Source organism: Paenibacillus sp. J22R160 (assembly GCF_059692135.1).
In genome coordinates this window covers 233,173-256,377 of sequence record NZ_JCAUAU010000006.1, presented here as the reverse complement: position 1 = coordinate 256,377, position 23,205 = coordinate 233,173, and the positions used below count along the sequence as shown (strand labels likewise).

General features: G+C 50.3%; 16 protein-coding genes. 12 read left to right on the top strand and 4 right to left on the bottom strand.

From position 1 onward, the window contains the following. Nucleotides 1-3: 3 nt before the first annotated feature. From AC58UW_RS16445 to AC58UW_RS16415, 7 genes are all read left to right on the top strand, one after another. Complete coding sequence (locus tag AC58UW_RS16445; RefSeq protein ID WP_497421721.1) at nucleotides 4-1,095, top strand: phage late control D family protein; 1,092 nt, start codon at nucleotides 4-6, stop codon at nucleotides 1,093-1,095. Beyond that, nucleotides 1,095-1,820 (top strand): phage baseplate assembly protein V, encoded by a 726-nt coding sequence (locus tag AC58UW_RS16440; RefSeq protein WP_497421720.1) that lies wholly within the window; start codon nucleotides 1,095-1,097, stop codon nucleotides 1,818-1,820. The genes AC58UW_RS16445 and AC58UW_RS16440 overlap by 1 nt, the downstream gene beginning before the upstream one ends. Nucleotides 1,821-1,837: 17 nt before the next feature. Next, entirely contained in the window at nucleotides 1,838-2,239 is a 402-nt protein-coding gene (locus tag AC58UW_RS16435; protein ID WP_079410475.1) for a GPW/gp25 family protein, read from the top strand. A 55-nt stretch (nucleotides 2,240-2,294) separates the two neighbouring features. Further along, nucleotides 2,295-5,366, top strand: a complete 3,072-nt coding sequence (locus tag AC58UW_RS16430; RefSeq protein WP_497421719.1) for a baseplate J/gp47 family protein — start codon at nucleotides 2,295-2,297, stop codon at nucleotides 5,364-5,366. A gap of 25 nt (nucleotides 5,367-5,391) precedes the next feature. After that, nucleotides 5,392-7,644 (top strand): putative baseplate assembly protein, encoded by a 2,253-nt coding sequence (locus AC58UW_RS16425; RefSeq protein ID WP_497421718.1) that lies wholly within the window; start codon nucleotides 5,392-5,394, stop codon nucleotides 7,642-7,644. A gap of 355 nt (nucleotides 7,645-7,999) precedes the next feature. Then, nucleotides 8,000-10,114, top strand: coding sequence for a phage tail protein (locus AC58UW_RS16420; protein WP_497421717.1), 2,115 nt, complete (start codon nucleotides 8,000-8,002; stop codon nucleotides 10,112-10,114). A 33-nt stretch (nucleotides 10,115-10,147) separates the two neighbouring features. Continuing rightward, a complete protein-coding gene (locus AC58UW_RS16415) occupies nucleotides 10,148-11,833 on the top strand; it encodes a hypothetical protein (protein ID WP_497421716.1) in 1,686 nt (561 codons plus the stop codon). Nucleotides 11,834-12,550: 717 nt separating this feature from the next. Here AC58UW_RS16415 and AC58UW_RS16410 read toward each other — a convergent pair. From AC58UW_RS16410 to AC58UW_RS16395, 4 genes are all read right to left on the bottom strand, one after another. Then, nucleotides 12,551-14,104 (bottom strand): MFS transporter, encoded by a 1,554-nt coding sequence (locus AC58UW_RS16410; RefSeq protein WP_497421715.1) that lies wholly within the window; start codon nucleotides 14,102-14,104, stop codon nucleotides 12,551-12,553. A gap of 14 nt (nucleotides 14,105-14,118) precedes the next feature. Beyond that, nucleotides 14,119-14,712, bottom strand: a complete 594-nt coding sequence (locus AC58UW_RS16405; protein ID WP_497421714.1) for a TetR/AcrR family transcriptional regulator — start codon at nucleotides 14,710-14,712, stop codon at nucleotides 14,119-14,121. A 67-nt stretch (nucleotides 14,713-14,779) separates the two neighbouring features. After that, nucleotides 14,780-15,640 carry a GRP family sugar transporter gene (locus AC58UW_RS16400; protein WP_497421713.1) on the bottom strand — a complete coding sequence of 287 codons (861 nt, stop codon included), beginning with the start codon at nucleotides 15,638-15,640 and terminating at the stop codon, nucleotides 14,780-14,782. 29 nt (nucleotides 15,641-15,669) lie between these two features. Continuing rightward, the gene (locus AC58UW_RS16395; RefSeq protein ID WP_497421712.1) at nucleotides 15,670-16,620 is read right to left on the bottom strand and encodes a metallophosphoesterase; all 951 of its coding nucleotides are present in this window, start codon (nucleotides 16,618-16,620) and stop codon (nucleotides 15,670-15,672) included. Between the two features lie 246 nt (nucleotides 16,621-16,866). Here AC58UW_RS16395 and AC58UW_RS16390 point away from each other — a divergent pair, with 246 nt between their 5' ends. The 5 genes from AC58UW_RS16390 to AC58UW_RS16370 all read left to right on the top strand — a co-directional run bounded on the left by AC58UW_RS16390 (nucleotide 16,867) and on the right by AC58UW_RS16370 (nucleotide 23,193). Beyond that, nucleotides 16,867-18,516, top strand: coding sequence for a DUF4091 domain-containing protein (locus tag AC58UW_RS16390; protein WP_497421711.1), 1,650 nt, complete (start codon nucleotides 16,867-16,869; stop codon nucleotides 18,514-18,516). A gap of 87 nt (nucleotides 18,517-18,603) precedes the next feature. Then, nucleotides 18,604-19,374, top strand: coding sequence for a DeoR/GlpR family DNA-binding transcription regulator (locus AC58UW_RS16385; RefSeq protein WP_497421710.1), 771 nt, complete (start codon nucleotides 18,604-18,606; stop codon nucleotides 19,372-19,374). 255 nt (nucleotides 19,375-19,629) lie between these two features. Continuing rightward, complete coding sequence (locus AC58UW_RS16380; RefSeq protein ID WP_497421709.1) at nucleotides 19,630-21,276, top strand: type 2 periplasmic-binding domain-containing protein; 1,647 nt, start codon at nucleotides 19,630-19,632, stop codon at nucleotides 21,274-21,276. A 65-nt stretch (nucleotides 21,277-21,341) separates the two neighbouring features. Beyond that, nucleotides 21,342-22,259, top strand: coding sequence for an ABC transporter permease (locus tag AC58UW_RS16375; protein ID WP_161408053.1), 918 nt, complete (start codon nucleotides 21,342-21,344; stop codon nucleotides 22,257-22,259). A 55-nt stretch (nucleotides 22,260-22,314) separates the two neighbouring features. Continuing rightward, entirely contained in the window at nucleotides 22,315-23,193 is an 879-nt protein-coding gene (locus AC58UW_RS16370; protein ID WP_497421708.1) for a carbohydrate ABC transporter permease, read from the top strand. Nucleotides 23,194-23,205: the final 12 nt, after the last annotated feature.

The following is a 23,205-nucleotide window of genomic DNA, read 5'->3' as shown; positions in this document are numbered from 1 at the left end:
CGGATGGCAACTTTAAGCTTGGAATCAAGCACATTCACTTATGATGATTTAGCTAAGAAGTACAAAGAATTTTTCGCGCCAGCTTACTTAATTACGGTTGATGGGGCGAAGCTTTCTGATAATATGGCCATTTCCACGATACGCGTGGAGACCTCGATTGATGGAACAGCGGACTCTTTTTCATTCCGAGTTACGAACGCTTACGATGTGACGAAAAACGATTTTCAGTGGCTTACTGAATTTACTTTGGGAAAAGCCATCGACATCAGTCTCGGCTACGTGGATAAATTCACGCCAGTATTTACTGGATTTATCACATCTGTCGTCGTCGATTTCCCTGAGGATGGGGCGCCTGGTCTCATTGTACGAGGGATGGATTTCTCGTATTTGATGATGAAGGGAACGAAGTCCCGCTCGTGGAACAAAAAGAAATATAGCGATATTGTAGAGGAAATCTCCAAAACCTACGGCGCCAAAGTTCATGTGGATGCGACGACGACGGAATATCCGGTGATTGCCCAAAGCCAGATTAATGACTTTCATTTTATTCAAAATTTGGCCAATTTGGTTAACTATGATTTCTTTGTTGTAGGGAAGAACTTGTATTTCCGCAAGCCGCTTACCGATATGTCGCCTGTATTGACGCTGGAAATGGGAAAAACGCTCCGTAATCTAACACTCGACATGAATCTTGCCGAGCAAATCACTAGCGTGAAAGTGCGGGCATGGGATAACAAAGAGTTGAAAGTGATCGAAGGAGAGTCGGCCACCATTTCGAAGCTTGGCGGTAATTCCAAGACTGGTAAAGATATACTCGCATCCAAAGGGGATTTCGTGGAACATGTTTATACGAATGTTACCTCTGTGGAGGAAGCCAAAACGTATGCCAGTGCCTTGTTGAACAGACGGGCGATGAAGCTGGTCAGCGGTTCCGGAGAATGCATCGGTATTCCGGAAATTAGGGCTGGACGGTACATCAAGCTTGATGGTGTTGGCAAAAAGTTTGATCAGCCCTATTATGTGACAGGCGCTACGCACCTGATTAATGATGACGGTTATACGACGCGCTTTCAGATAGGAGGGAATGCGGTATAATGTTCAAACTTCCTGATATCACCCTAGGCGGTGTTGCCAACTTCGCTTCCCAGAAAATCGGCGGGGTTATGGTCGCAGTTGTGACCAACAATAACGACCCCGATAAGCTCGGGCGGGTGAAGCTGAAGCTGCCACTGCAAGAGACGGAGACCGAAACGGACTGGGTCCGCATTGCCACGATGATGGGCGGCAAGGAAATGGGCAGTCTTTTTATCCCGGAAGTGAATGATGAGGTGTTAGTCGCTTTCCATCTCGGTGAGCTGCGTCAGCCTTTCGTGATCGGCATGCTGTGGAATCCGAAGAACAAGCCGCCGGCACCAGCCGAGAAGAACGATCTGCGAATGATCAAATCGCGTTCAGGCCATGAATTATCGTTCAATGATAAAAGCGGTGACGAGAGCATCACGATAAAGACTAAAAAAGGTCAAATTATCGAGTTGAAGGATAAAGACGATAGCATTTCGATTGCCGATCAAAGCGGGAACAATAAGATCATGATCAAAGGCGGATCAGCTAATGAGATTTCGGTCGTCAGCCAAACGTCGAAGATCACCCTGAATGCCAAAGGCGATGTAGCCATTGAAAGCTCGAAAGAAATCAAAATTAAATCAACGCAAATTAACATAGAAGCATCAGCGACGATGGCGCTTAAGGCAGGGGCCACGCTGGATTTGAAATCGGACGGCATCATTAATATTAAAGGCAGTATGGTCAAAATCAACTAACGAAGGAGCGTGGACGGATGTCGGAAGCATTTTTGGGGCGAGGCTGGAAATTCCCGATTCAGGTCGACCCTGCAACAGGGCGAATTCGGATGTCCGAATATGAGGAAGACATCGCTGAAGCGATCCGCGTTATTTTGGGCACCACACAGGGAGAACGGGTTATGCGACCGAGCTTTGGGTGCGGCGTGCAAGAGTTTATTTTTGGCCTAACGGACGATACATCGCTGCATCTGCTAGAAAGCAATATTCAAGAGGCGATTCGCAATTGGGAGCCGAGGGTCCATGAGGTGGACGTGAAGGCTGTGCCGGAAGCAGATGATCCGGGTAAAGTGATGATTCGCATCTCGTATCTAGTGCGTACGACGAATAACTTGTTTAACCAAGTGTATCCTTTTTACTTATATGAAGGTTCTAAATAGAAAGAGGCAGCGGAAACGATGATGATACGTGCAAGAGAGGAGGTGGAGCTGAGCGATGCAACCTCCCAAAATTGATCCTAGAGATATACCAGATCTCATAGCGCAAATGAAGGAAATGGCGCCTTATTATACGCCGGAATGGCGTTTTACGCCTGAGAACCCGGACCCGGGTTCGGCGTTATTCCTCATGTTCGCGGACATGTTTCATGACAACATCAAACGTTTGAACCGAGTGCCTACGAAAAACCTCATTTCGTTCCTCAACATGTTCGATGTTACGCTGCTTCCGGCAAGACCAGCCAGCAGTTATTTGACTTTCGCGTTGAACGAGGGGACGAAGGAGTCCGTGTTTATATCGGCGGGTACGCAGGTTGCTGCTGCAGCCGAAGGCAGTAATATTCTGTATGAAACGGCCCGCAGCGCGCTGTTAACGCCTGCCCTGCTGACGGATGCATACGTAACAAGCCGTAAGCAGGACAAGATTATTCGCATCGCGGAGGAGTTTCTGACCGCATCCCGGCAAGGCTTGGCAGCCCCGACAGTGCTTTTCCGGCTGCAGGGCGACAATTTGCAGGAGCATGCGATTTTCTTGGAGCACAGCGCTCTCTTCACCTTGTCTAGCACGGCGCGGATTGAGATTGAATTCCGCAACTCCAAACGACGGTTTGAAGAGCTTGCGCTGTCCAGCCAACTGGCTGACCCGCAATTAACCGAGTGGCTGTATGCCACAGCGGACGGATGGATGCCTTTTGACCAAGTAGCAGCTAAGGGGAATCGGGTTATCCTTTCGAAAGCGCACGAGGGGGAACTTGCCGAGAAGGAAGTAAACGGAAGAGAAGGCCGATGGATTCAGTGTCGTCTGAAGCCTCTTCTGCCTGGCGGGAAAACATTGGCGGACAGCCAGCTGTCCATGGACCATATCTCGTTCAAAACCGATTACACGGATTCGCTTGAACAAGGCGGGATTCAGCCGGATCTCATGTTTTACAATGATATTGCTGCGGACCCGAGTGGCTTCTATCCGTTTGGCGACCAGTTTGCGCTGTATGGTTCTTTTTATATCGGGAGCCAAGAGGTGTTCACGAAAAAAGACGGCGATATTAAGCTGAGCTTTGGGCTGCAAGCCATTGAGAACCGTTTTGGAGCGGAACTAGCGGAAAATATCGACTGGAAAATGGTGATGAAAAAGTCCAAATTCGATAAGCCTCCTGTCATCCATATTACGGTGCTGCAGGTCGCTTGGGAGTATTGGAATGGCACAACTTGGGTGCGTTTAGAGGTAGGCAAAGAAGCGGAGAAGCTATTTTATTATCCGAAGGAAGAGAAAGTGCGCAAAGACATCCGCTTCCGCTGTCCGCTTGATCTCGAAGCTACTTATGTGAACGGCAACGAAAACCATTGGATAAGGGCAAGGATTTTGCATATCGAGAATGCGTATGTGGCGCAGGCGCTTTACTTATCGCCTTGGATCGATGAGGTCTCTATGACTTATGAATACGAGGATCGTCTTTACCCTGCTGAGCGTTGTTTGGCGCTGAATAATACGGTGTTCGAGGATCGGACGCGGCACAGCAAGCAGCTCGAAGGGGGCTTTGAGCCGTTTCAGCCGTTAGCGGGCAGTCATCCGGCTCTGCATCTATGTTTTGATTCGCCGCCTGTCAAAGGCCCAATCTCGCTTTATGTTTCGGTGAAGCAGCAGCGGTTTGCAGAGCAGGATTTGCCACTGCTAGAGTGGGAATATTTGCGTGCTGGTTTAATGCATGGACATGCTTCCGAATGGGCAGCGCTTAAAGTGATCGACGATACAAACGGCTTGACGCAGAGCGGGACCGTGCAGTTTGTTGGCCCTTCTGACTTTGCAGGCGAATCCTTGTTTGGCAAAGAGGGATTCTGGATTCGTGCCGTGAATCGCGACGATAAATATGATGATACGACAGGAAGGATTCAGATTCCTACTCTTCATGGGCTCTATATGAATACCGTTCAAGTTCTCCAACAGGAGACGATTATCGGAGAAGTTCCTGAAGCCAAGGGGCTGGAGGAACTCGAATACCAGCTGAGCCGAAACGGTATCGTATCGGAAGAAGTATGGGTCGATGAGACGGAGTTCGTGACGGAAGAAGAGATTGCCGAGTACGAACGAGCTGGCACACCGCTGATGGAAATTAGCCGAGATTCGGAAGGTAATCTGCTGCAGCTATGGGTTCGCTGGATGGCCGTAGGGCAAATGGCTGATTCAGGCAATAAGGATCGCCATTACATGATCGACCGTACGTTTGGCCGCATTCGTGTTGGCGACGGCGTTCATGGCATGCATCCGCCAAAAGGCGGATTGGCGCAGCTCAAAGTTACGTATCAAGTGACTTCGGGGCAAGTAGGCAATGTAGGTGCGCGTGAAATTAATCAGATGCAGGATTCTATTGCATTTGTCGGCGAAGTGTATAATCCGGAGCCGGCCTCTGGCGGCTGCCAAGCCGAGAAGTTGGAGTCTGCCCTAGAGCGCGGGCCTGAAATGCTAAAGCACAGAAACCGTGCGGTTTCTGCCAAAGATTACGAATGGCTCGCGCGCGAAGCCTACCCGAACATCGCCAAAGTGAGCTGTATCGCCAATCGGAACGCTTATATGCAAAAAGAGATCGGCGCCATGACACTTGTCATTTTGCCAAAAGAAGGCCAGCAGGGAAGCCTTGCGTTTCCTATGCTTAAGAAGCAAGTTGAGCGTTATATCATCGAGCGCGCATCGAGTCTCGTGGCTTTCCCGGAGCGGCTTCAAGTGATCGAGCCCGTATATATGGAAATTTCCGTTTCGGCCATCGTGGCTGTAGAAAGTATGGATGCTGTCGTCACGACGGAAATACAGGCAATGGACAAGCTGAACCGTTTCTTGGACCCATTGACAGGTAATTTCGACGGCAAGGGCTGGGCCATCGGCCAGCAAATTCACCCATCTGTCTTTTATGCGCTGCTTAAAACGATCAGAACAATTAGCCATGTAGAGAAGCTCTACATGACAGTATATAAGCTGGAGGATGGCGAGCGCGTCGAGCTGGATGTGAACCGACTCCCGGCGCTCCCGCACGGCATTATTGTGAGCGGCAAGCATAAAGTGGTCGTGAACGCTTTGTAATAATTATCGAAGGAGGTGAGCACAAGTGCTGCCAATCCCTAATTTGGATGACCGAATGTTTGAACAGATGGTGATGGAGGCGCGGAAGTCGATTCCGAAGCTGTTTCCCGAGTGGACGGATGAGAATGAACATGACCCCGGGATTACGCTGCTGGAGTTGATGTCATGGATGACCGAGATGCAGCAGTATTACTTAAACCGTGTAACGGAGAAAAATGAGCGGAAGTTTCTGAAGCTGCTCGGCATTCGTCCGCGAGAAGCGGTGTCGGCTGTTTGTGATGTGGCATTCTCCAACGTGGATCAGCCGCTTGTGCTTCCGAAGGGGACTCCACTGCAAGCGATGGATCAGCGCTTCGAGACGACTCGCACGGTACAGCTCGTACCTTCGACGCTGGAGAAGGTGCTGGTGCGCACGGAGACGGCGGCTGGGGATTTTACATCCAATAACCAGGCGAAGATTGCCTATTACGCTTTTGGGTCAGATGCGATCAAAGGAGCTCATCTGTATCTAGGGTTCGATCGAGCGCTGCCGGTGGAAACAGAGGTTTCCTTGGCTTTTCAGCTGTATGATCGTTATCCAGTCCGTGTGAGTCATCGGCAGGATGCGGCAGAGCCAATCATTTCATCTGCGAAGGTGGGCTGGACGTTCGCTGGAGCAGGACAAATTGCGGGACAGGGTCAGCATGGACCAAGCGAAAGCTGGTTGCCGGTCGAGGCGGTAAGCGACACGACGGTTCACCTGTCTCAGAGCGGTGAAGTGCGTTTCCGCATTACATCTGAGATGAAGCCAATGGCACTTTATCCAGCCGATGACCGCAGCCGATATTGGATCTGCTGTACACTGGAGGAGGACGGTTACGAGCTTCCGCCAAAAATCGAGAAGGTCAGCCTGAACAGCGTGCAGGCGGCGGAGCAGGAAACTTTCAGTGAAGTGACCGCAATTAGCAGTACGGGAGAGCCTAATCAGCGTTTCGAGGTCAGCTCTTATCTCGCCTTTGGCGGGCTGCACACCGTGCAGGTGCAGAATGAGCAGGGCCGCTGGCGAGACTGGCACATCGTCGCTGAGCTGAAGGACCACGGACCGGACGATCTCGTCTGTCAGCTGCTGCAAGATTCGGCCCGCCGCATAACCCGTCTGCGCTTCGGCGACGGGGTGAACGGCAGCATCCCGCCGCAAGGCGCGCAGCGGGTGCGGCTCATTGCCTACACGGCCGAGTTCGACTACGGCCGTTATATTGGAGGCAGCAAAGGTCTGCCGGGGCAGACCTTTGAGGTCGCTCGCGGCCGCACGTTCAAACCTAGCAGCATGCTGCTGCAGGTGGGCTACTGGCCGCGTGGGGGAGGCAGCGTCTTGTGGGACGACTGGCAGTCCGTGGATGACTTCGACAATTCGAAGTCCACGGACCGGCATTACGTCTACGACGCTGAGGCTGGAACGATCCGCTTCGGCAATAACGAAGCGGGGCTTGTCCCGCCCAAGTCGGTGGAACCGAATATTCGGTTCCTGGCGCTGCAGGCGGGCGGGGGCGAGCGGGGCAACGTGAAGGACGGCCTCGTGACCGGCTTCACGGAAGAGCCCGGCGTGAGCGTGTCGAATCCGTTCCCGGCGCGGGGCGGCCTGGAAGCGGAGACGCTCACGCAGGCGAAGCTGCGCGTGCGGCGCGAGCTGGACACGCCGACAAGAGCGGTGACCGGCGAGGACTACGAGCGCATCGCCAAGGCGACGCCGGGTCTGCGCGTCGCGCGGGTGAAGGCGATTCCGCTGTACAAGCCGGGGATGCGGGATTATCCCAAGGTCAAGGCGCCGGCGCAGATGACCGTCGCGGTTGTGCCTTATAGCGAGAGCGATAAGCCGAAGGCGGGCAAGGGCTTTTTGCAAACGATCAAGGGGCATCTGGATCGGCATCGGCTTTTGACGACAGAGCTCCACGTGATTCCAGCGGAATATATCAAAATCACGGTTCACGCCGTGGTTGTCATGGAGCCAAAGTACAAAAACGAGCAGCGCCGCATTACACAAGAGCTGAGAATGCTGCTCCAGCCCATGGATCATGGTCAGGGCTCGGAGGGCTGGCGTTTCGGCCGGACGGTGTACAAAGGCGATATATACGGGGTTATTTCCCGGATCAAAGGCGTGGTCTATGTGCAGGATCTTTGGCTGGACGCCGAAGGTACTGGTTTTCAGAAGGATGGCGCCGGTGATATTCATATTCCGCCTTATGCATTGGTCTACTCCGGCAATCATGAGGTGGAGACGATTAGCCAGACGGATTTATAGCTGCTGGGCGCCTTGTTGGGTGTAGGAGCAGTTCCAGCAAGTGCATGAGCAAGTGCAAATACGGCACTGGGCGCTTGAGTGGGAACTGTGATCCCTTATTTATGCGATTTGCTGCGAAATGGGACAGTAAGCGGAACTACAGGGTCTTATTTGGACCCGGAGCGGACTAAATTGAGCGCTAGCGGACAAATAGCGGACTGTAGTTCCCATTGATAGCCGAAAAAGATCGGCATGCGAGTAATAGCGTACCGTAGTTCCCTTATGCTGCTCGGGCGGCGAGTTTGAAGGGTGTTGGCTGCTTTTGCCGTGCGAAGGCGAGGTTTAAGGTCTTACGACAGAAAAGAGGTGACGAACGATGCAGGATGGACAAACGTTTTTTTCATTGAACAAACCGCTCGATTGGGAGCAGGGCTATGAAGCCAACATCGACATGCGGGAGAAGGGCTTTTCGATTCGGCAAACAGAGAAGTACAGCATTCATCGCATCGTTCGCACAAACGAGCTGGAAGGCATTCATCCGGTTCATGAGATGACGGTTGGCGCTGGACGGAAGCTGATTTTGCTGGATGAGGCCTCGAATGTGTGGATCTATGATGATCAAAGCCGCCATCTCGAGTCGTTATTTCGGCACGGGCATGGGCTGTTCAGCCACCAAGCGATGCTGGCATCCATGTCGGATCTTCTGGTGATTGCGGATAGCGAGCAAGCGACTGAAAGAAGAATTGCTGTGTATTCTCTCTCCAATGGACAGACCATGTGGGCGGTTGATGCGTGGCAGGGGCTGGAGTTGTTTCCGCTCTCGGTCAATTCCAAATTAGCAGCGAAGCATACGTTTTTTACAACAGTTCCTTTGGATATTGCGGTTGGTATGAATGGAAGTCCAGAAGTTCCTAAGGGCGGCAGGATTGGCATCCTTCAGTGGAGCTCTGCAGGCGAGGTCGTGCGCGTATATGAGCATGACAGGCACCGTATGGAAGAAGCGGTTGATGTTTCTGCCCTGAAGGGGCGGTATTTCACCGCTGCGGCAGATGGCACTTTGGCTTTACTGGATGCGCACCTCAGAACCGTTACAGTTTTCCATGAGGATGGCCGGGAGCCGATACATTTTAAACTGGAGCAGGAAGGACGCTTTGCTGGCATTTCCATTGATACGAATCATAATCTCTATATAGGGGACAGCGGATACGCACAGCAAGAGGGAGTTACCGAGCGGTTTATTCTCAAATATCGCGGAAATGGCGAGTTATTCGATAAAGTTACGAATTTCCGCGGTCGAGCGGACACGCTGGTGCATGACAGCCGGAATCGGCTGTATGTGTTTGACCGGATCAGCGGTCAGATTAGCTTGCTTGATCTTCGTGCTCGGACGATGCTGCTTGAGGGTACTCAGCTGCCGGAGGCGGTGTATTTCTCGGGAGACCTGGATACGACAGAAACCGAAACGCAGTGGCACAAAATACGGCTCGAAGCCGACATTCCAGAGGAGACACAGGTTCGCTTTTCCTATTTTGCCTCAGATGAAAGTGAAGGGCTGGTAGATGGCGACTATGTGAATTATACAAGCTACCTGACGGATCCGGATATTGGGGTGCGTGAAAAGCTGGCAGCTACTCGCGATTTGTGGTCAGAACCGCTTCTCAATCCGAAAGATGCGCTGCTGAGAGCGAGGGGCCGTTATCTCTGGTTCAAAATGGAATTGATCGGCAGCGAGCAAAAGTCGCCGTACATTCGCAAGCTGCGCGTTTACTACCCCAGAGCATCCCTGATTGACTATCTGCCACCGATCTATCAGCAGGATGAGGAGCATAGCCCTTTTCTAGAGCGTTTTCTGGCGATGTTCAGCACGTTTTTCGATGATATGGAGGATAAAATCGATCATATTTCCGCTCACTTTGATCCAGATGCGGTAACAGGCACTTATCTCGAATGGCTGGGCCGCTGGCTGGCGATTACCGATCATGAGGCATGGGGCGAGAAGAAGCTAAGGGAATTGATGAAGCAGGCGCCTGAGCTGTATAAACTGCGTGGCACTCGCGAGGGCTTGATTAACATGCTGAAGATTTATACGGGCACGGAACCTTTTTTGCTGGAGTATTTTCAATTCAAACAGATGCAGGAGACGTCGGAGTTGCGGCAGCTTTTTGCCCAATTATACGGGGATAATCCTTACTGCTTCTGCATTATGCTGAAGCCCGAAGTGGTGCGTACCGACGCACAGCGGCTCACGATAGAGCAAATCATTGAAGATCAAAAACCTGCCTACACCGAAGGCAAACTGATCGTTCTACAGCCGTGGATGTACGCGGATATGCACACGTATCTGGGGATTAACACTTACTTATCTGAGCCTACGTTATTAACGCTCGACCAGCGTTCCTCGATGCCTTACAACACGGTGCTGATCGATGTGGATCGCGATAAACGCATGGATATACATACCCGGTTGGAACTGGATTCCGAAATCGAATAAACGAAATGAGCCTTGGAAGGTGAGGGGATACTTATGAAAAAAACACGCTATTACCCGTTTGAGCGCAATCGGTATTTCTATGGAAAGCTGCTGACGGTCAGGGATTTTGAGTCTGAGCAAAAGTATTTCAATGACAAGCGCAGAATGATGAATCGTCTCCTGCATGGGTCTGGTGTGCTTACGGGCCTGCAAGTTGTCGCTGTTGATGAGAAGTCGGTTTCGGTTGAAATGGGAGCTGCCATCGATGCGCTTGGCCGAGAAATTGTCGTCCCTTCCCCCATGACATTGAAGCTTTCGATGATGGACGGGTTCAGCAACAACGAGTACGCGAAGAACGTATACCTCTGCATTGCCTATGACGAAAAGGAAAAAGAACCCGTTCACGCCGTAGCCAACTCCTCCGTTCGTTCGGATGAAATTAATGATTATAACCGCGTGCTCGAGAGCTATCGGCTATTCATTCGTGAGGATGCGCCTGAACCTGCGAAGCTGCCTTTGGCGAATTTGACGGACCAAACGATTGTGCTCTATCAGGATGCGCATGTGCGCGTGCTTCAGACAACGCCTCGTTATGTGAATCCGGGTGAGCTGTTTGAGATGAAGCTGCGTTTTGAGAAGACGCTGCGAGTAGGGCGGATTTCTTTCCAGTATGAGCTTGCAGCTGATCGTGTTGAAGCGATTGACGGCAATTCGATCTCGTTCGAAGAGCCGCAGGACCTGCAAGAGAGCGAATACGAAATGAGCGTGCTTTTGCGTGCGGACAGCAGTGTTGGCGTGAAGGCGACGATCGGCGTGGTGGGCAGTACAGCTGTCTTGAAACTTGACGACAAGCAGCTTGAACTGCAGCCGCAATCTGTCGGCGAAATTCAAGTTATTGGCGATGCCGTTCGGGAACGTTTGATGATGGATTTCGTGAAACAATCGTTGGAAGCATCCTTGGAGGCTCCGTCGGAACCTTGCATATATTTGGCCAAAATCTGCCTCATTCAAGTGGGGCCGACTTATGTCATTGAGAGTGTTGAGCAAGTGCCGTTTGGCGAGTATGTGTACAATTCATCGGTGATGTATCGACTGGCTAGAACGAACGAGTACCGCGACGAAACGTCGGGTCAGTTTGTGACGAAGTCCAAAGTGAAAACATTGGCGCCGGGGCAGCCTCCGGAGTTTAAGGTCAATTTCAATAAAGCGATTAGCGAGCTTTCGTTTGATTTGGGGATTCCGGCAGGCGGCGGAAGCGGCATTGCCGGCATCGTGAGCGGCGTCGTGAACATTCCGGTGGAGCCGTTCACGAAGATTTCGGTGTCGCCGTTCGGGAAGGCGACCAAGAGCTTCTTCTCCGGCGAGATCTTGCACGGACTTGGCGAGGGTAACGTGTTGATCATCACGAGCCTGGAAGAGAGCAGCTCGGATGCTTTCTCCGACATACTGTCCAGCGGGGAGCGAGTGTATGGCGGAGCATCCGATGTGTTCAAGGGCACGGAGTTCGAGCCGGACGCGCCGGAAGTGAAGATCGGCACGATCGCTTATCCGCAGAAGGGTACCTTCCGGATCGGTGTGAAGGTGCAGCAAACGTCCGAGCCGTCGAATGTGCGCGTGCGCTGGTGGGCGTACAGCGCTGAGATGGCGAGCGCGGTTTCCGCTTCGGCGGGGAACGACTCGCTGGATGAGGCGCTGTCCGCGATGCGGGAGGCGGCTTCGGCTGGGAGCGGAACGGAGTAGCGTGCAGGGAATGAGACAAGGACCTCTGGGAGGTCCTTGTTTTTTTGGAGGTTGCGGAGCTGCGGAGTGCTAACCTCCTCGGCACACAACCGTTTCACGCACCACTGCCACTTTAACGCTGAAAAACATCCTTACAATAGCTAGTTTCTTCAACCTGCAGGAGTTAACGTTGTTTATCAACGCTAACTCCTCGGCACACAACCGTTTCACGCACCACTGCCACTTTAACGATGAAAAACATCCTTACAGTAGCTAGTTTCTTCAACCTGCAGGAGTTAACGTTGTTTATCAACGCTAACTCCTCATCATGTTCCAAGGGTTCGGGCTATTAAACTGCCAGCTGAAATAAATGGAAAATCTACCGTTATTCTGCGCTGCTAGGTGGCAGGAAGCAGATTAACGGTAGAAACTCCATCTAAATCGCTAGCATCTACCTATAATTTGCTAGATAATTCAATATTAGTGGTATAAAATCCAGTTAATTGCGAAAAAATGGATCAGCAGCGGAAAATAGCAGGAGGAATCGGCGTTAATTCCAAGTCATCTAGCTACTCAGGTGCCCAGTTTCAGGGGGACGCACCATTTAGGAGGTTTAGCTGAAATTGCTGGAAAATCTACCGTTATTCTGCGCTGTTTAGTGGCAGGAAGCAGATTAAGCAACCTTAATCGGTGTAATATACGCGAATACCCACTGTGTGGAGCTAGCTTCTAGTAAGCTCATCCAGTCGAAACAGAGCTCGAAGCCCTCTGAGCATTAGCCGCAGCAAGTATAGCTTTATCCACCCCACGCACCCTACCAAACACCAAGTAAAACACAACCCAAATCACAAACGACAAACCAGCCAGCACTAGATTAATATTGCTGAAAACAAAGCCTGAGGAATAACGGTACAGCGGGTTCCAGCCCAGTAGACTACCCAGATCAACGGTTTTGCTGTAAACGCTAATTGCGATGCCTTGCGCAATGAAGTTAACCATGGCGAGCATGCCCATGCCGACGCCAACCTGCTCCGCCTGCAAGGTTCTGGAAACGGAGTTGGACACAGCGATGACGAGGAAGGACTGTCCCACGTTGCCGAGAATTAGGAAACCGGCGATGAGCAGCGGAGAGCTGCCTGTGAAAGTGGAGAGCAGCAGGAAGCAGCTCACTAATAAACCGGCAGCCAAATAAGCGACGAAGGAGTTGCCTTTGGCATCCGCAAGCTTGCCGCCTTTGCGCCCGAATATAGCCGCAGCAGCGGCGGCCGGGATCATCACGAAACCGATCCATATGGAAGGCAGCTTGTGAACGTTGGCCAACAACAGTGGGCTGAGCACGTAGAGGGAGCAGCAGGTGCCATTCACAAGGAAGGAAATCGTAAGCCCCAATGTGTATTTGGCATTCCTAAAAAGCCTCGGCGCAATAAAGGGTTCCTCCGTCTTGTTGATTCGAACAAGGAACAACGCCAAAGCGAGCAAAGCACCAAGAGCAAGCCATAATCCTTTGGATACGCTCATCAAAAGCAAAGCAATGGCAACGGCGAGCATTACGCCGCCAAGCCAATCAAACGCGCCAGTTCCCCTAGGCTGCTCATCGCGCAAGTATTTGCGGTACAAAGGGAGTACCGCTAGAACCAGAAGCGGCACCGCGAACAGCCACCGCCAATGGACGGTGCTGATAATCAAAGCAGCTACCACAGGGCCCAGCGCGTTGCCGAAGGCTAGCCCAACGGCCGTCATGCCCAGCGCGGCACCTCTGCGCTCGGGAGCGAAGTAACGCAGCGGGATGATCATCGCAATCGCGGGAATGACGGCGGCTCCTGCGGCCTGGAGGCATCGGCCGATGAGCGCCATCGCGAAGGTTTGCGAGGCTAGCCCGATAAGTGAGCCGGCCGCGAACAGGAGAAGCCCGAAGGTGACGATGCTTTTCAGGGTGAAGCGGTCAGCCAGCTTACCGTAAGTGACAGCGCCGATCGCGTAGATGAGAATATAAGCCGAGGACAGCCAGCTTACTTGGGAGAGGCTCAGCGAGAATTGCTCGCTGATTTTCGGCAGAGCAATATTGAACATGATGCCGGTCATCATGGAAATCGTCAAAGTGAACATCAGAACACGCATTAATTTGTTGCTGTTGCTGTTGTTATTGCTATTGCTATTGCTATTGCTTTTGCTTTTGCTGTTGCTGTTTGGCTGCGTTTCGGCCGCATTCGCAGATGCTGTTGCAGGAGAGTTAATCATGCGATAATCACGTCCTTTTCTAAAATAAATGACTGTCAGTACTGACTGACACACACGTGATAAAAAAACTAGGGCCGCAATGCCCTAGTAAAAACTTTTACACTCTCATGTACAAAGGGTTCTAGTCTAATATTGGAGTAATTCGTACGGCTGTCAAGATCGTTCATGAATGCGCCGAATTGCATCATCATGTAAGAGAAGGCGTGAAGCTCCGGGTTATCGGGGATTATTTTGCCTTTCTCGGCCATCGTTGTGAAATAATCGGTTAGAAATTCGAGAAGTTGCTGTGGGTGCTTCTGGGTGCGCTCGCGGAATCCCGGCAGCTGCCCGTCTTCTTTGAGCGAGATCTGAATCATTGTCCGATTGCGGTTCATGATCTCGTGGTAGGTCTTCGTAATGAGCAGCAAGTCGGTTTCAAGCTCCCATACCAGCTTTTCGGCGAACAGCTTCTTCATTTCTTCCGCATAATGATAGCGGTCATAAGCAGCTTCAAGCAGCTTCTGCTTGCTGCCGAAATGACGAAATAAAGTTTTCTCGCTGAGGCCTGCCGCGGTGGCAATTTCGAGGGTGGTTACCCCGTTGTAGCCCTTTTCTGCAATCAAATTGAGCGCTGATAAAAGCAGTTTATCGCTGCTGCCAATCTTGCTGCTGGTGCTGTTCATGGCCATCCCTCTTCCGAAACAATGTCAGTACTCACTGACATTATCTTAAGGGACGTCGATGAGAAAGTCAACCGAAGAATCCAATGAGCAGAATACCAATTGTGATGAGAATGGAGCAGGTGATCCGCTTCTTGCCTTGCTTTTCTTTGAGGATGACAATGCCCAAGATGGTGGCAAAAACAGTGCCTACTTCCCGAATTGGTGAGATATGGGCGACAGGGGCATGTTTCATGGCGAATAAAAACAACAAATAGGACCCCGGATTCAGTACGGCTCCGAGCAAAATAATTCGATAGTTCATTTTCCATTCAAGCCGCAGCTGCTTAGAGGCGATGACAATCGGCGTCAGCGCCGCAACGAAACCGATATTCGTCACCTCGAGCAAGGAGATCGCCGAAATGTGCTGCAGATTCAGCTTATCGACGAAGACGTAGCAGGTTGTGCATAAGCCTACGCAAAGAGCCATCAGGAAAGGCTTAATATTTGAACGCGAGGCTGCTCCTGACCTTTTACCCGTGAAGATGCCGCTGAGTGCCATGAAGCCGGTGACCATGAAGAGAAGCCCAAGCCAGCCGAATATCGATAAGGATTCTCTTAGGAACAGAACGCCGACGATGGGAATGAATAAGGTGCTGGTGCCTCGCATAATTGGATATATTTGAGACAAATCGCCCATATTGTAGGTGCGTGCTAGTAGTAGCGCATAGACGCTCTGAAAAGCCGCTGACAAGAGTAGAAGTCCGTAAGAAGATAAAGATAAAGGATGAAGCCATAATTCTCTGATCAAAAAAGGAAGCAGGACCACGGTGGTGACCATAATGATCGACCAGAGGAAGACACTTTTGTTGTGGCTGCTTTTGGTGAATAAGCTCCAGATGGCATGGGTTAAGCCGGAAGCTATGACAAGTAAGATTGATACAATAACCAAGCCATCATCTCCAAACAATTTCGGTAAAATTAATCGCCAGGCGTGTGCGCAGGCTGCTCGCTTACTACCATGCCGTCGGCTAAACGCAGCCAGGTTTCGAAATTACGCTCCCCTTGGCGGAGTCGGATTATCCGTGCGCCGCGTGGGAAGCCTTCTTTACCGTACGTGTTATAGCCAGTGGCACGGCCATAACAAAGCTCGATGCCATGCAGCTTGCCACGATAGTCGTTGACATGATCGTGGCCGCAGAAGGTGCCGATGACATCGCCGACTTCTACCATGGCTGCGAAGAGGCCAGAGTTAACAGGCGCGCAGCACACATTCTCATGCTTGCTGCCATAGCAGGTTTCTGTATCCCAGACCTGCTTATATTCCGGGAGCGGGATATGGAAGAAAGCCAGTGCAGGCAAGGTTATCTCACCATTTTCGGCGTACAGATTTCTCGAGGTTTCTACGTACCAAGCGACTTGGTTGCTGCGAATCCAATCATATCCTTGGATATGGGGTACGGGGGATTGGTTGCCCGAGTCAAAAAAATGCAGTGCCGCAGCGGCTTCCCCGCCAGAACTTTGAATGTATAACGTATAGTTGCCTACGCCATGAATGTCATGCGGGCCGCGTTGTGTTACGGTATGCGGTTGTTTGAGCACAGTTCGCATGAGGTCCTCGCGCGTAATCATTGTTTCCGTATCGTGGTTGCCGAATACAACCGCCCATGGAATGCCACGCTTTTCTGCAGCCTGGACGGCTTCCCGAAACGCGTCCAGCGGCTGTTCGCAAACGGGTTCGCCGGGAGTCACATACCCGGTGTAGATGACGTCGCCTGTAAATACGACCAGATCAGGCTGCTCCTCATCCAGCACATCTTCCATCAACTTTCGCGTCTGCTGATCGAGGGTACCGCCATCTTTCCAATGTAAATCTGTAAATTGGGTAATCGTAAAGGTCTGATCCTCACGAAAGAAAAGTTGATGCTGCATAAATGTAGCCCTCCATGTTCTTGGGGTTGTTGTTTTCATGTGGTTTTTTATTAATATGTTGTTGTTTGTTGACAATTGTATATCTGGTATGCTTGAACTGTCAATGAGCAATTTACATTTTATTTACGTTTCACTCAATCATAAGAATTGAACATGCCTGTAAAAAAAGATGATTTACTAAATGGCGGAATCCACATACCTTTAAGATATACGCAACATTTTTAGATAGGAAGGGAGTCTCCCCACGTGCCAGATGCGAAGTTTGAATTGCGCTGTTTGAATTCATTAGCCAAAGTGATTGCTCATCAGGAACCCGATTCCCGCTATACGCTAGAAAGCGCGACAGTTCTCAGAGGCGAGGTGTACTCGTTTCAGGTCGCGTACCGATCTGAGCAGCTCGTCAAAGGATTGCGCCTCGAGATTGCGAGTCCACTATCTGATTCCATCACGATTCGGAAGGTAGGGCTGGCTCCAAGTGAACTTACGATGTATGGGGATCATGACGGATACATAATCAGCGATCAACCGGGGCTGTACCCAGATCCCTTGCTGCCTTTGGAGGTTGGCGGCGAGATTGCGCTTCCCAAGTGCTGGGGTTCTTTCTGGGTGACCGTCGATCTGCGGGATCAGCCTCAACCGGAAGGGGCGCATCCGATTGATGTTACGCTGTCGGCTGTGGATGGTGTTCAAGTTGGATCGCAGCGCATCCATTTGCAGATTTTAAACGCTACCTTGCCCAAACAGAAGCTCATTCGGACGGAATGGTTTCACACGGACTGCTTGGCCAATCATTATCAAGTGGACGTCTTTAGTGAGGAACATTGGAGAAGGATTGAGCAGTATGTCCAAACGGCGGTCAAGCAAGGTGTGAACATGCTGCTAACACCGCTGTTCACGCCACCGCTGGATACAGAAGTTGGCGGTGAGCGAACGACTGTGCAGCTTGTGAGTGTGGAACGGGATGAGCAGGAATACCGATTTGATTTTAGCTTGCTGGAGAGATGGATCTCTCTGGGGGAACGCTGCGGGGTTCACTATTATGAGTTTTCTCATTTATTTACGCAGTGGGGTGCGAAGTATGCTCCCAAAATTATGGCGACTGAGCAGGGGCAGTTGAAGCGGATTTTTGGTTGGGAAACAGATGCATCTGGAGATACATACGGAAAGTTCCTGGAGGCACTGCTGCCTGAGCTAGATCGATTTATTCAAGAGAGAGGGCTTGGGGATCGCGTATTTTTCCACGTATCCGATGAACCGACTGTGGATCAGTTGGCATCGTACCGAACGGCTGCCAGCAAAATCAGCAAGTTCCTTGGCAGCTATCCGACGTTTGATGCGCTGTCCGATTATGAATTTTATGCGCATGGTCTGGTGAATACGCCTGTCGTGGCTAATAATCATATCGATGAATTCATCAGCCGTGGCGTCGACAATCTATGGGCCTATTATTGCTGTGCGCAGTATAAACAGGTATCCAATCGTTTCTTTGTCTTTCCTTCCGAGCGGAATCGGATCATTGGCTTTCAGTTGTATAAGTTTAATATCAAAGGATTTTTACATTGGGGATATAACTTCTGGTATTCGCAATACGCTCGTAAAATGTTGAACCCGTTCATCCAAACAGATGCGAACCGGGCTTTTCCTTCCGGGGATGCATTCCTCGTCTATCCGGGGGAAGAAGGGCCAATCGAATCTATAAGGATGGTCGTCTTCTATGAAGCTCTGCAAGACTTAAGGGCGCTGGAAGGGCTAGAGAGTTTGATTGGTAAGGAGAGCGTAATCGCGTTGATTGAAGAGGATCTCGACACGCCGCTTACCTTCAGTGAATACTCACAGGATCCGAAATGGATCATCGAGAAGCGCGAGAAGATCAATCGTCTGCTAGCATCGCGTTGACAGGCTAACCTCCTGCTTATACACTAGATGAAAACAACATGAAACATCACAATGTTGCTATCTTCGGTCATAGGCAGGAGGTTATTTATGTCATTAACATTCGAGGATCGCAGAATGAAGATCCTGAACCATTTGGAGATGGAAGGGAAAGTCCAGGTTCTTCACTTGTCTGAGCTCCTCAGCGTTTCGACCGAAACGGTCCGGAGGGACCTCGATCGCTTGGAGAAGGAAGGCAAGCTTCGCAAAGTGTACGGAGGCGCAGTCAAAATGCGTATGGAGCTTGTCGAGCCGCCTTTTCTGAGACGGACGCAAATGATGAAGAAAGAGAAAACAGCGATCGGTAAGGCAGCTGCCTCCATCATTCAGGACGGGGAAACGATCATGCTGGATAACAGCACGACAACGCTCGAGATATTGCCCTATCTGAAGGATCATACGAATGTCACCTTGATCACGCACTCTGTCCCTGTCCTTAATCTGGCGATGGAGACCTTTGGCGGCAGAATTATTTTCTTGGGCGGAGAAGTCAATCTGGAACTCAAAGCTGCCACGGGCTCCCTTACGGATCAGATGCTGGACCAATTTAAGGTGAATAAAGCGTTCATCTCAGTTGGCGGCATATCGCTTGCCGATGGGATCACCGACTTTCATTTGGCCGAAGCGGTCATTTCGCGAAAAATGATGCAGCGGGCGGAGGAGGCGATTCTGGTTGCGGATCATTCCAAATTCGGCATGTCTACGTTTGCCCGAGTAGCCAAGCTGGACGAAATCTCAATGCTGATCACGGATTCAGGCTGTCCGAAAGAATGGATCGATACCATCGAAGCGCTGGGCATTGACGTGCTCATCAGCGAATAGCGCAGAGTCACCTCATAATCGCTACTGAACCGCTTGCTTAAAGCGGCGAGGTGGCGATTTTTCCTTTGTTTTTCGGGGAATTCTCATAAAATGAAGATGTTACAAAAAGCGGCGACGCCCTTTCTTAAGAAAACAATACGACTGAAAAATAAGCGATATACGGCTTCCCTCTGCACCCTGTATACTTCATTCACAGGCTAATCCGCTTACGGCATTAGCGCCAAGTCATCAATAATCATCTAGGGGAGTGTTTCTATGAAAAGAAATAAAGCATTCAAGGTGCTTCCTGTACTTGCCTCCGCGCTCGTACTATCCTTAGTAACAGCTTGCGGCAATTCAGGTACAACCAAAGAAGCAAATGGAAGCGCAGCGCCAGCTGCAACGGCATCCGTTTCTAAAGATCCTGTAAAAGTAACATTGTGGACACCGATGAATCCGAATGCGAAAGCGGTTGTCAAAAGCTTGAACGAGCTTCCTATGGTCCAGGAATGGGCCAAAAAGACAAATGTGACATTTGACTTCCAGCATTCCTCCGGAAACACGCCACAGGACGATGTACAGCAGTACGGCGTTATGGTTGCTTCTAACAACTTGCCGGATTCGATGCTTTGGAACTGGAATAGCGTGCAGGGCGGCACCGCGAAAATGTTCAAAGACGGCACGATCATTAAACTCAATGATTTAATTGAGAAAAATGCACCAAATTTGAAAAAGATCTTGGACGCTAATCCGCAAATCGCCAAGCAAATTAAAGCGGATAACGGCGACATTTATGCGCTGCCTCACTTGAAGGTCGGTCAATACGGTCAATATAAGACGTTTAGCGGTATGGTCGTCCGTCAAGATTGGCTCGAGGAGCTTGGTTTGCAGGCACCGGAAACGATTGATGAGTGGGAAACGGTGCTAAGAGCTTTCAAAGAGAAGAAAGGCGTAATTCCTTTCACACTGAACAAAAGCTATCCGCTTTCCTTTGCTGATTTCGCAGGCGCATACGGCGTTGCGGGCATGTCGACGATTGCCAATGCAAGTTCTTTCTATATCGATGGCGGCAAGGTGAAATTCGGCCCTACGCAGCCGGAGTTTAAGCAATATTTGACGACGATGCAAAAATGGTACAAAGAAGGTCTGATCGATCCAGACTTCGCTTCGAATGATACGAAAACGATGGATGCCAAAATCACGTCTGGTAAAGCAGGCGCATTCTACGGCTTCATCGGCGGCAGCATCGGGACGTACACACCGGCTCTGCAGAAAACAGACCCGAAAGCGAAGCTGGCGGCTGTGCAGTATCCGGTTCTGAAAAAAGGCGACGAGCCGAAGTTCGTGCAAGCGTCATGGGAATATGACAATATCGGAACGGTCATTACAAGTTCCAATAAACATGCGGCTGAAACGGTAAAAGCCATCGACTATCTATACAGCGATGAAGGGGCTATGCTCAAAAACTTTGGCGTAGAAGGCCAAACGTATACCAAAGCTGACGGTCAGCCGAAGTACACGGACTTGATTCTGAAGAACCCGGACAACCTGCCGATTTCCCAGGCAATGGCCAAATATTTTATCGCCAACTACGGCTTCTCCGGTTTGGATGATGACCGTTACAACGATCAGTACTACCAATTGCAAGCACAAAAAGACGCAGTGAAGCTATATGCCAAATATGCGAACAACGCTTATAAAGTCATGCTTCCGCCAGTTGTCCTCTCGACCGATGAAGCCAAAGAGTCTGCGAAGATTCTTAACGATGTAAGCACACTGCTGACGGAGCAAATCACGAAAGTCGTGATGGGCGCTGCGAAAGTAGAAGACTACGACAAGACGATGGAGCAAGTGAAAAAGATGAACATTGACCGTGCGGTTGAGATTTATCAAACAGCGACGGATCGTTATAACAAACGTTAATATATGGCTGGAGTAGGGGGAGCTCAGCCTCCCCTTTTTTAACACATCAGTAAGGAAGTGAGAACATGGCGAATTCCATTCGGGGTCTACTCGACGACATTAGAAAAAATCGCGCCATCTACCTGATGGTATTGCCGGTTGCGCTGTACTTCTTCATTTTTAAATATTTCCCGATGTACGGAGCGGTGATCGCTTTCAAGGATTTCAGCCCGGCCAAAGGGATCTGGGGCAGTGATTGGGTCGGCTTTGCACATTTCAAAGATTTTTTTCAAAGCTATTATTTTGTTCGCGTGCTGCGCAATACGTTCTTAATTAGCTTTTATAATCTGATTTTCGGCTTCCCGGCACCGATTATTCTCGCGATTTTGCTCAATGAAATTCGCCAGAAGATGTTCAAATCGATCGTGCAGACGATCTCCTATTTGCCGCATTTTATCTCGATTGTCGTTATCTCCGGGTTGATTATAGATTTTACAAACCGCGGCGGCATTGTGAATTCTATCATTATGTTCTTTGGCGGTCAGGACTCAGCACTCATGAATAATGCGGAAAATTTCCGCACCATTTTCGTTTCCACATCGGTTTGGCAAGAGCTTGGCTGGTCATCCATTATTTATTTGGCTGCTCTTAGCGGCATCAACCCTGAACTGTATGAAGCTGTTCGTGTTGACGGAGCGGGAAGATTCCGTCAAATCTGGAGCGTAACGCTGCCAGGACTCATCCCAACGATCATGATCTTGCTCATTCTCCGGATTGGCGGCTTGATGGAGGTCGGCTTTGAGAAGATTGTGCTGCTTTATAATCCAAATACGTATGAAACGGCGGATGTGATCTCATCGTTTGTTTACAGAGAAGGGCTTGCCCAAGGAAATGATTACAGCTATACGACGGCTGTAGGACTGTTCCAATCGATGATTAACTTTGCCTTACTTATTAGCGCTAACAGCATATCCCGCCGATTCTCGGGCAGCCGATTGTGGTAGCCTAATCTTACGACGTCAGCTTTTCTTACGAGAAGCTCTCAGGAGGAAACGAACGATGAAATTAAGCGCATCTGAGCGTCTATTCGATATCGGTAATGCGATTCTTATGATCTTGCTAATTATTTGCACCGTGTACCCGTTCTACTACGTGTTCATGGCTTCTATCAGTGATTCGAACTTGCTGATTCAGCATACAGGGCTGCTTCTTAAGCCGTTAGGTTTTAACCTGAGCGCCTTTGAAAAGGTGATTGCGAATCCGAACATTTTGACCGGTTATGGGAATACGCTTTTCATCTTGATTCTGGGTACGGCGTTTAACTTGTTTTTTACAACGCTTGGTGCTTACGCACTGTCCAGAAAGTTTGCTTTGCGTAAATTCCTAATGATCAGCATTGTTTTCACGATGTATTTCAGCGGGGGCTTGATCCCGACCTATTTGCTCATCAATAATTACTTGCACATGGGCAACAGCTATCTCGCGCTGATCGTGCCAGTGGCTATATCCACCTGGAACTTAATTATCATGCGGACATCGTTCGAAGCGATCCCAGAAGGGCTGATGGAGTCAGCCAAGATTGATGGCGCAGGCGAGTGGCGTATTTTGTTCCAGATCGTGGTCCCTCTGTCGATGCCGGTTATTGCCGTCATGGTGCTATACTACGGTGTTGCGCACTGGAATTCTTGGTTTAATGCCATGCTTTTCCTTCATGATCGGGAGAAGTTCCCGCTGCAGCTCATTCTTCGCGAGATTCTCGTTCAGAACAGCACAGATTCGATGACCACAGGAACGGGTAACGCGAACGACACGCAAGCGATTGGAGAAAGCATTAAATATGCAACGATCATGGTTGCGACGTTACCGATCCTCATTGCCTACCCATTTTTACAGAAATACTTTGTGAAAGGTGTTATGGTCGGAGCAATCAAAGAATAAAAAAAACCAGAG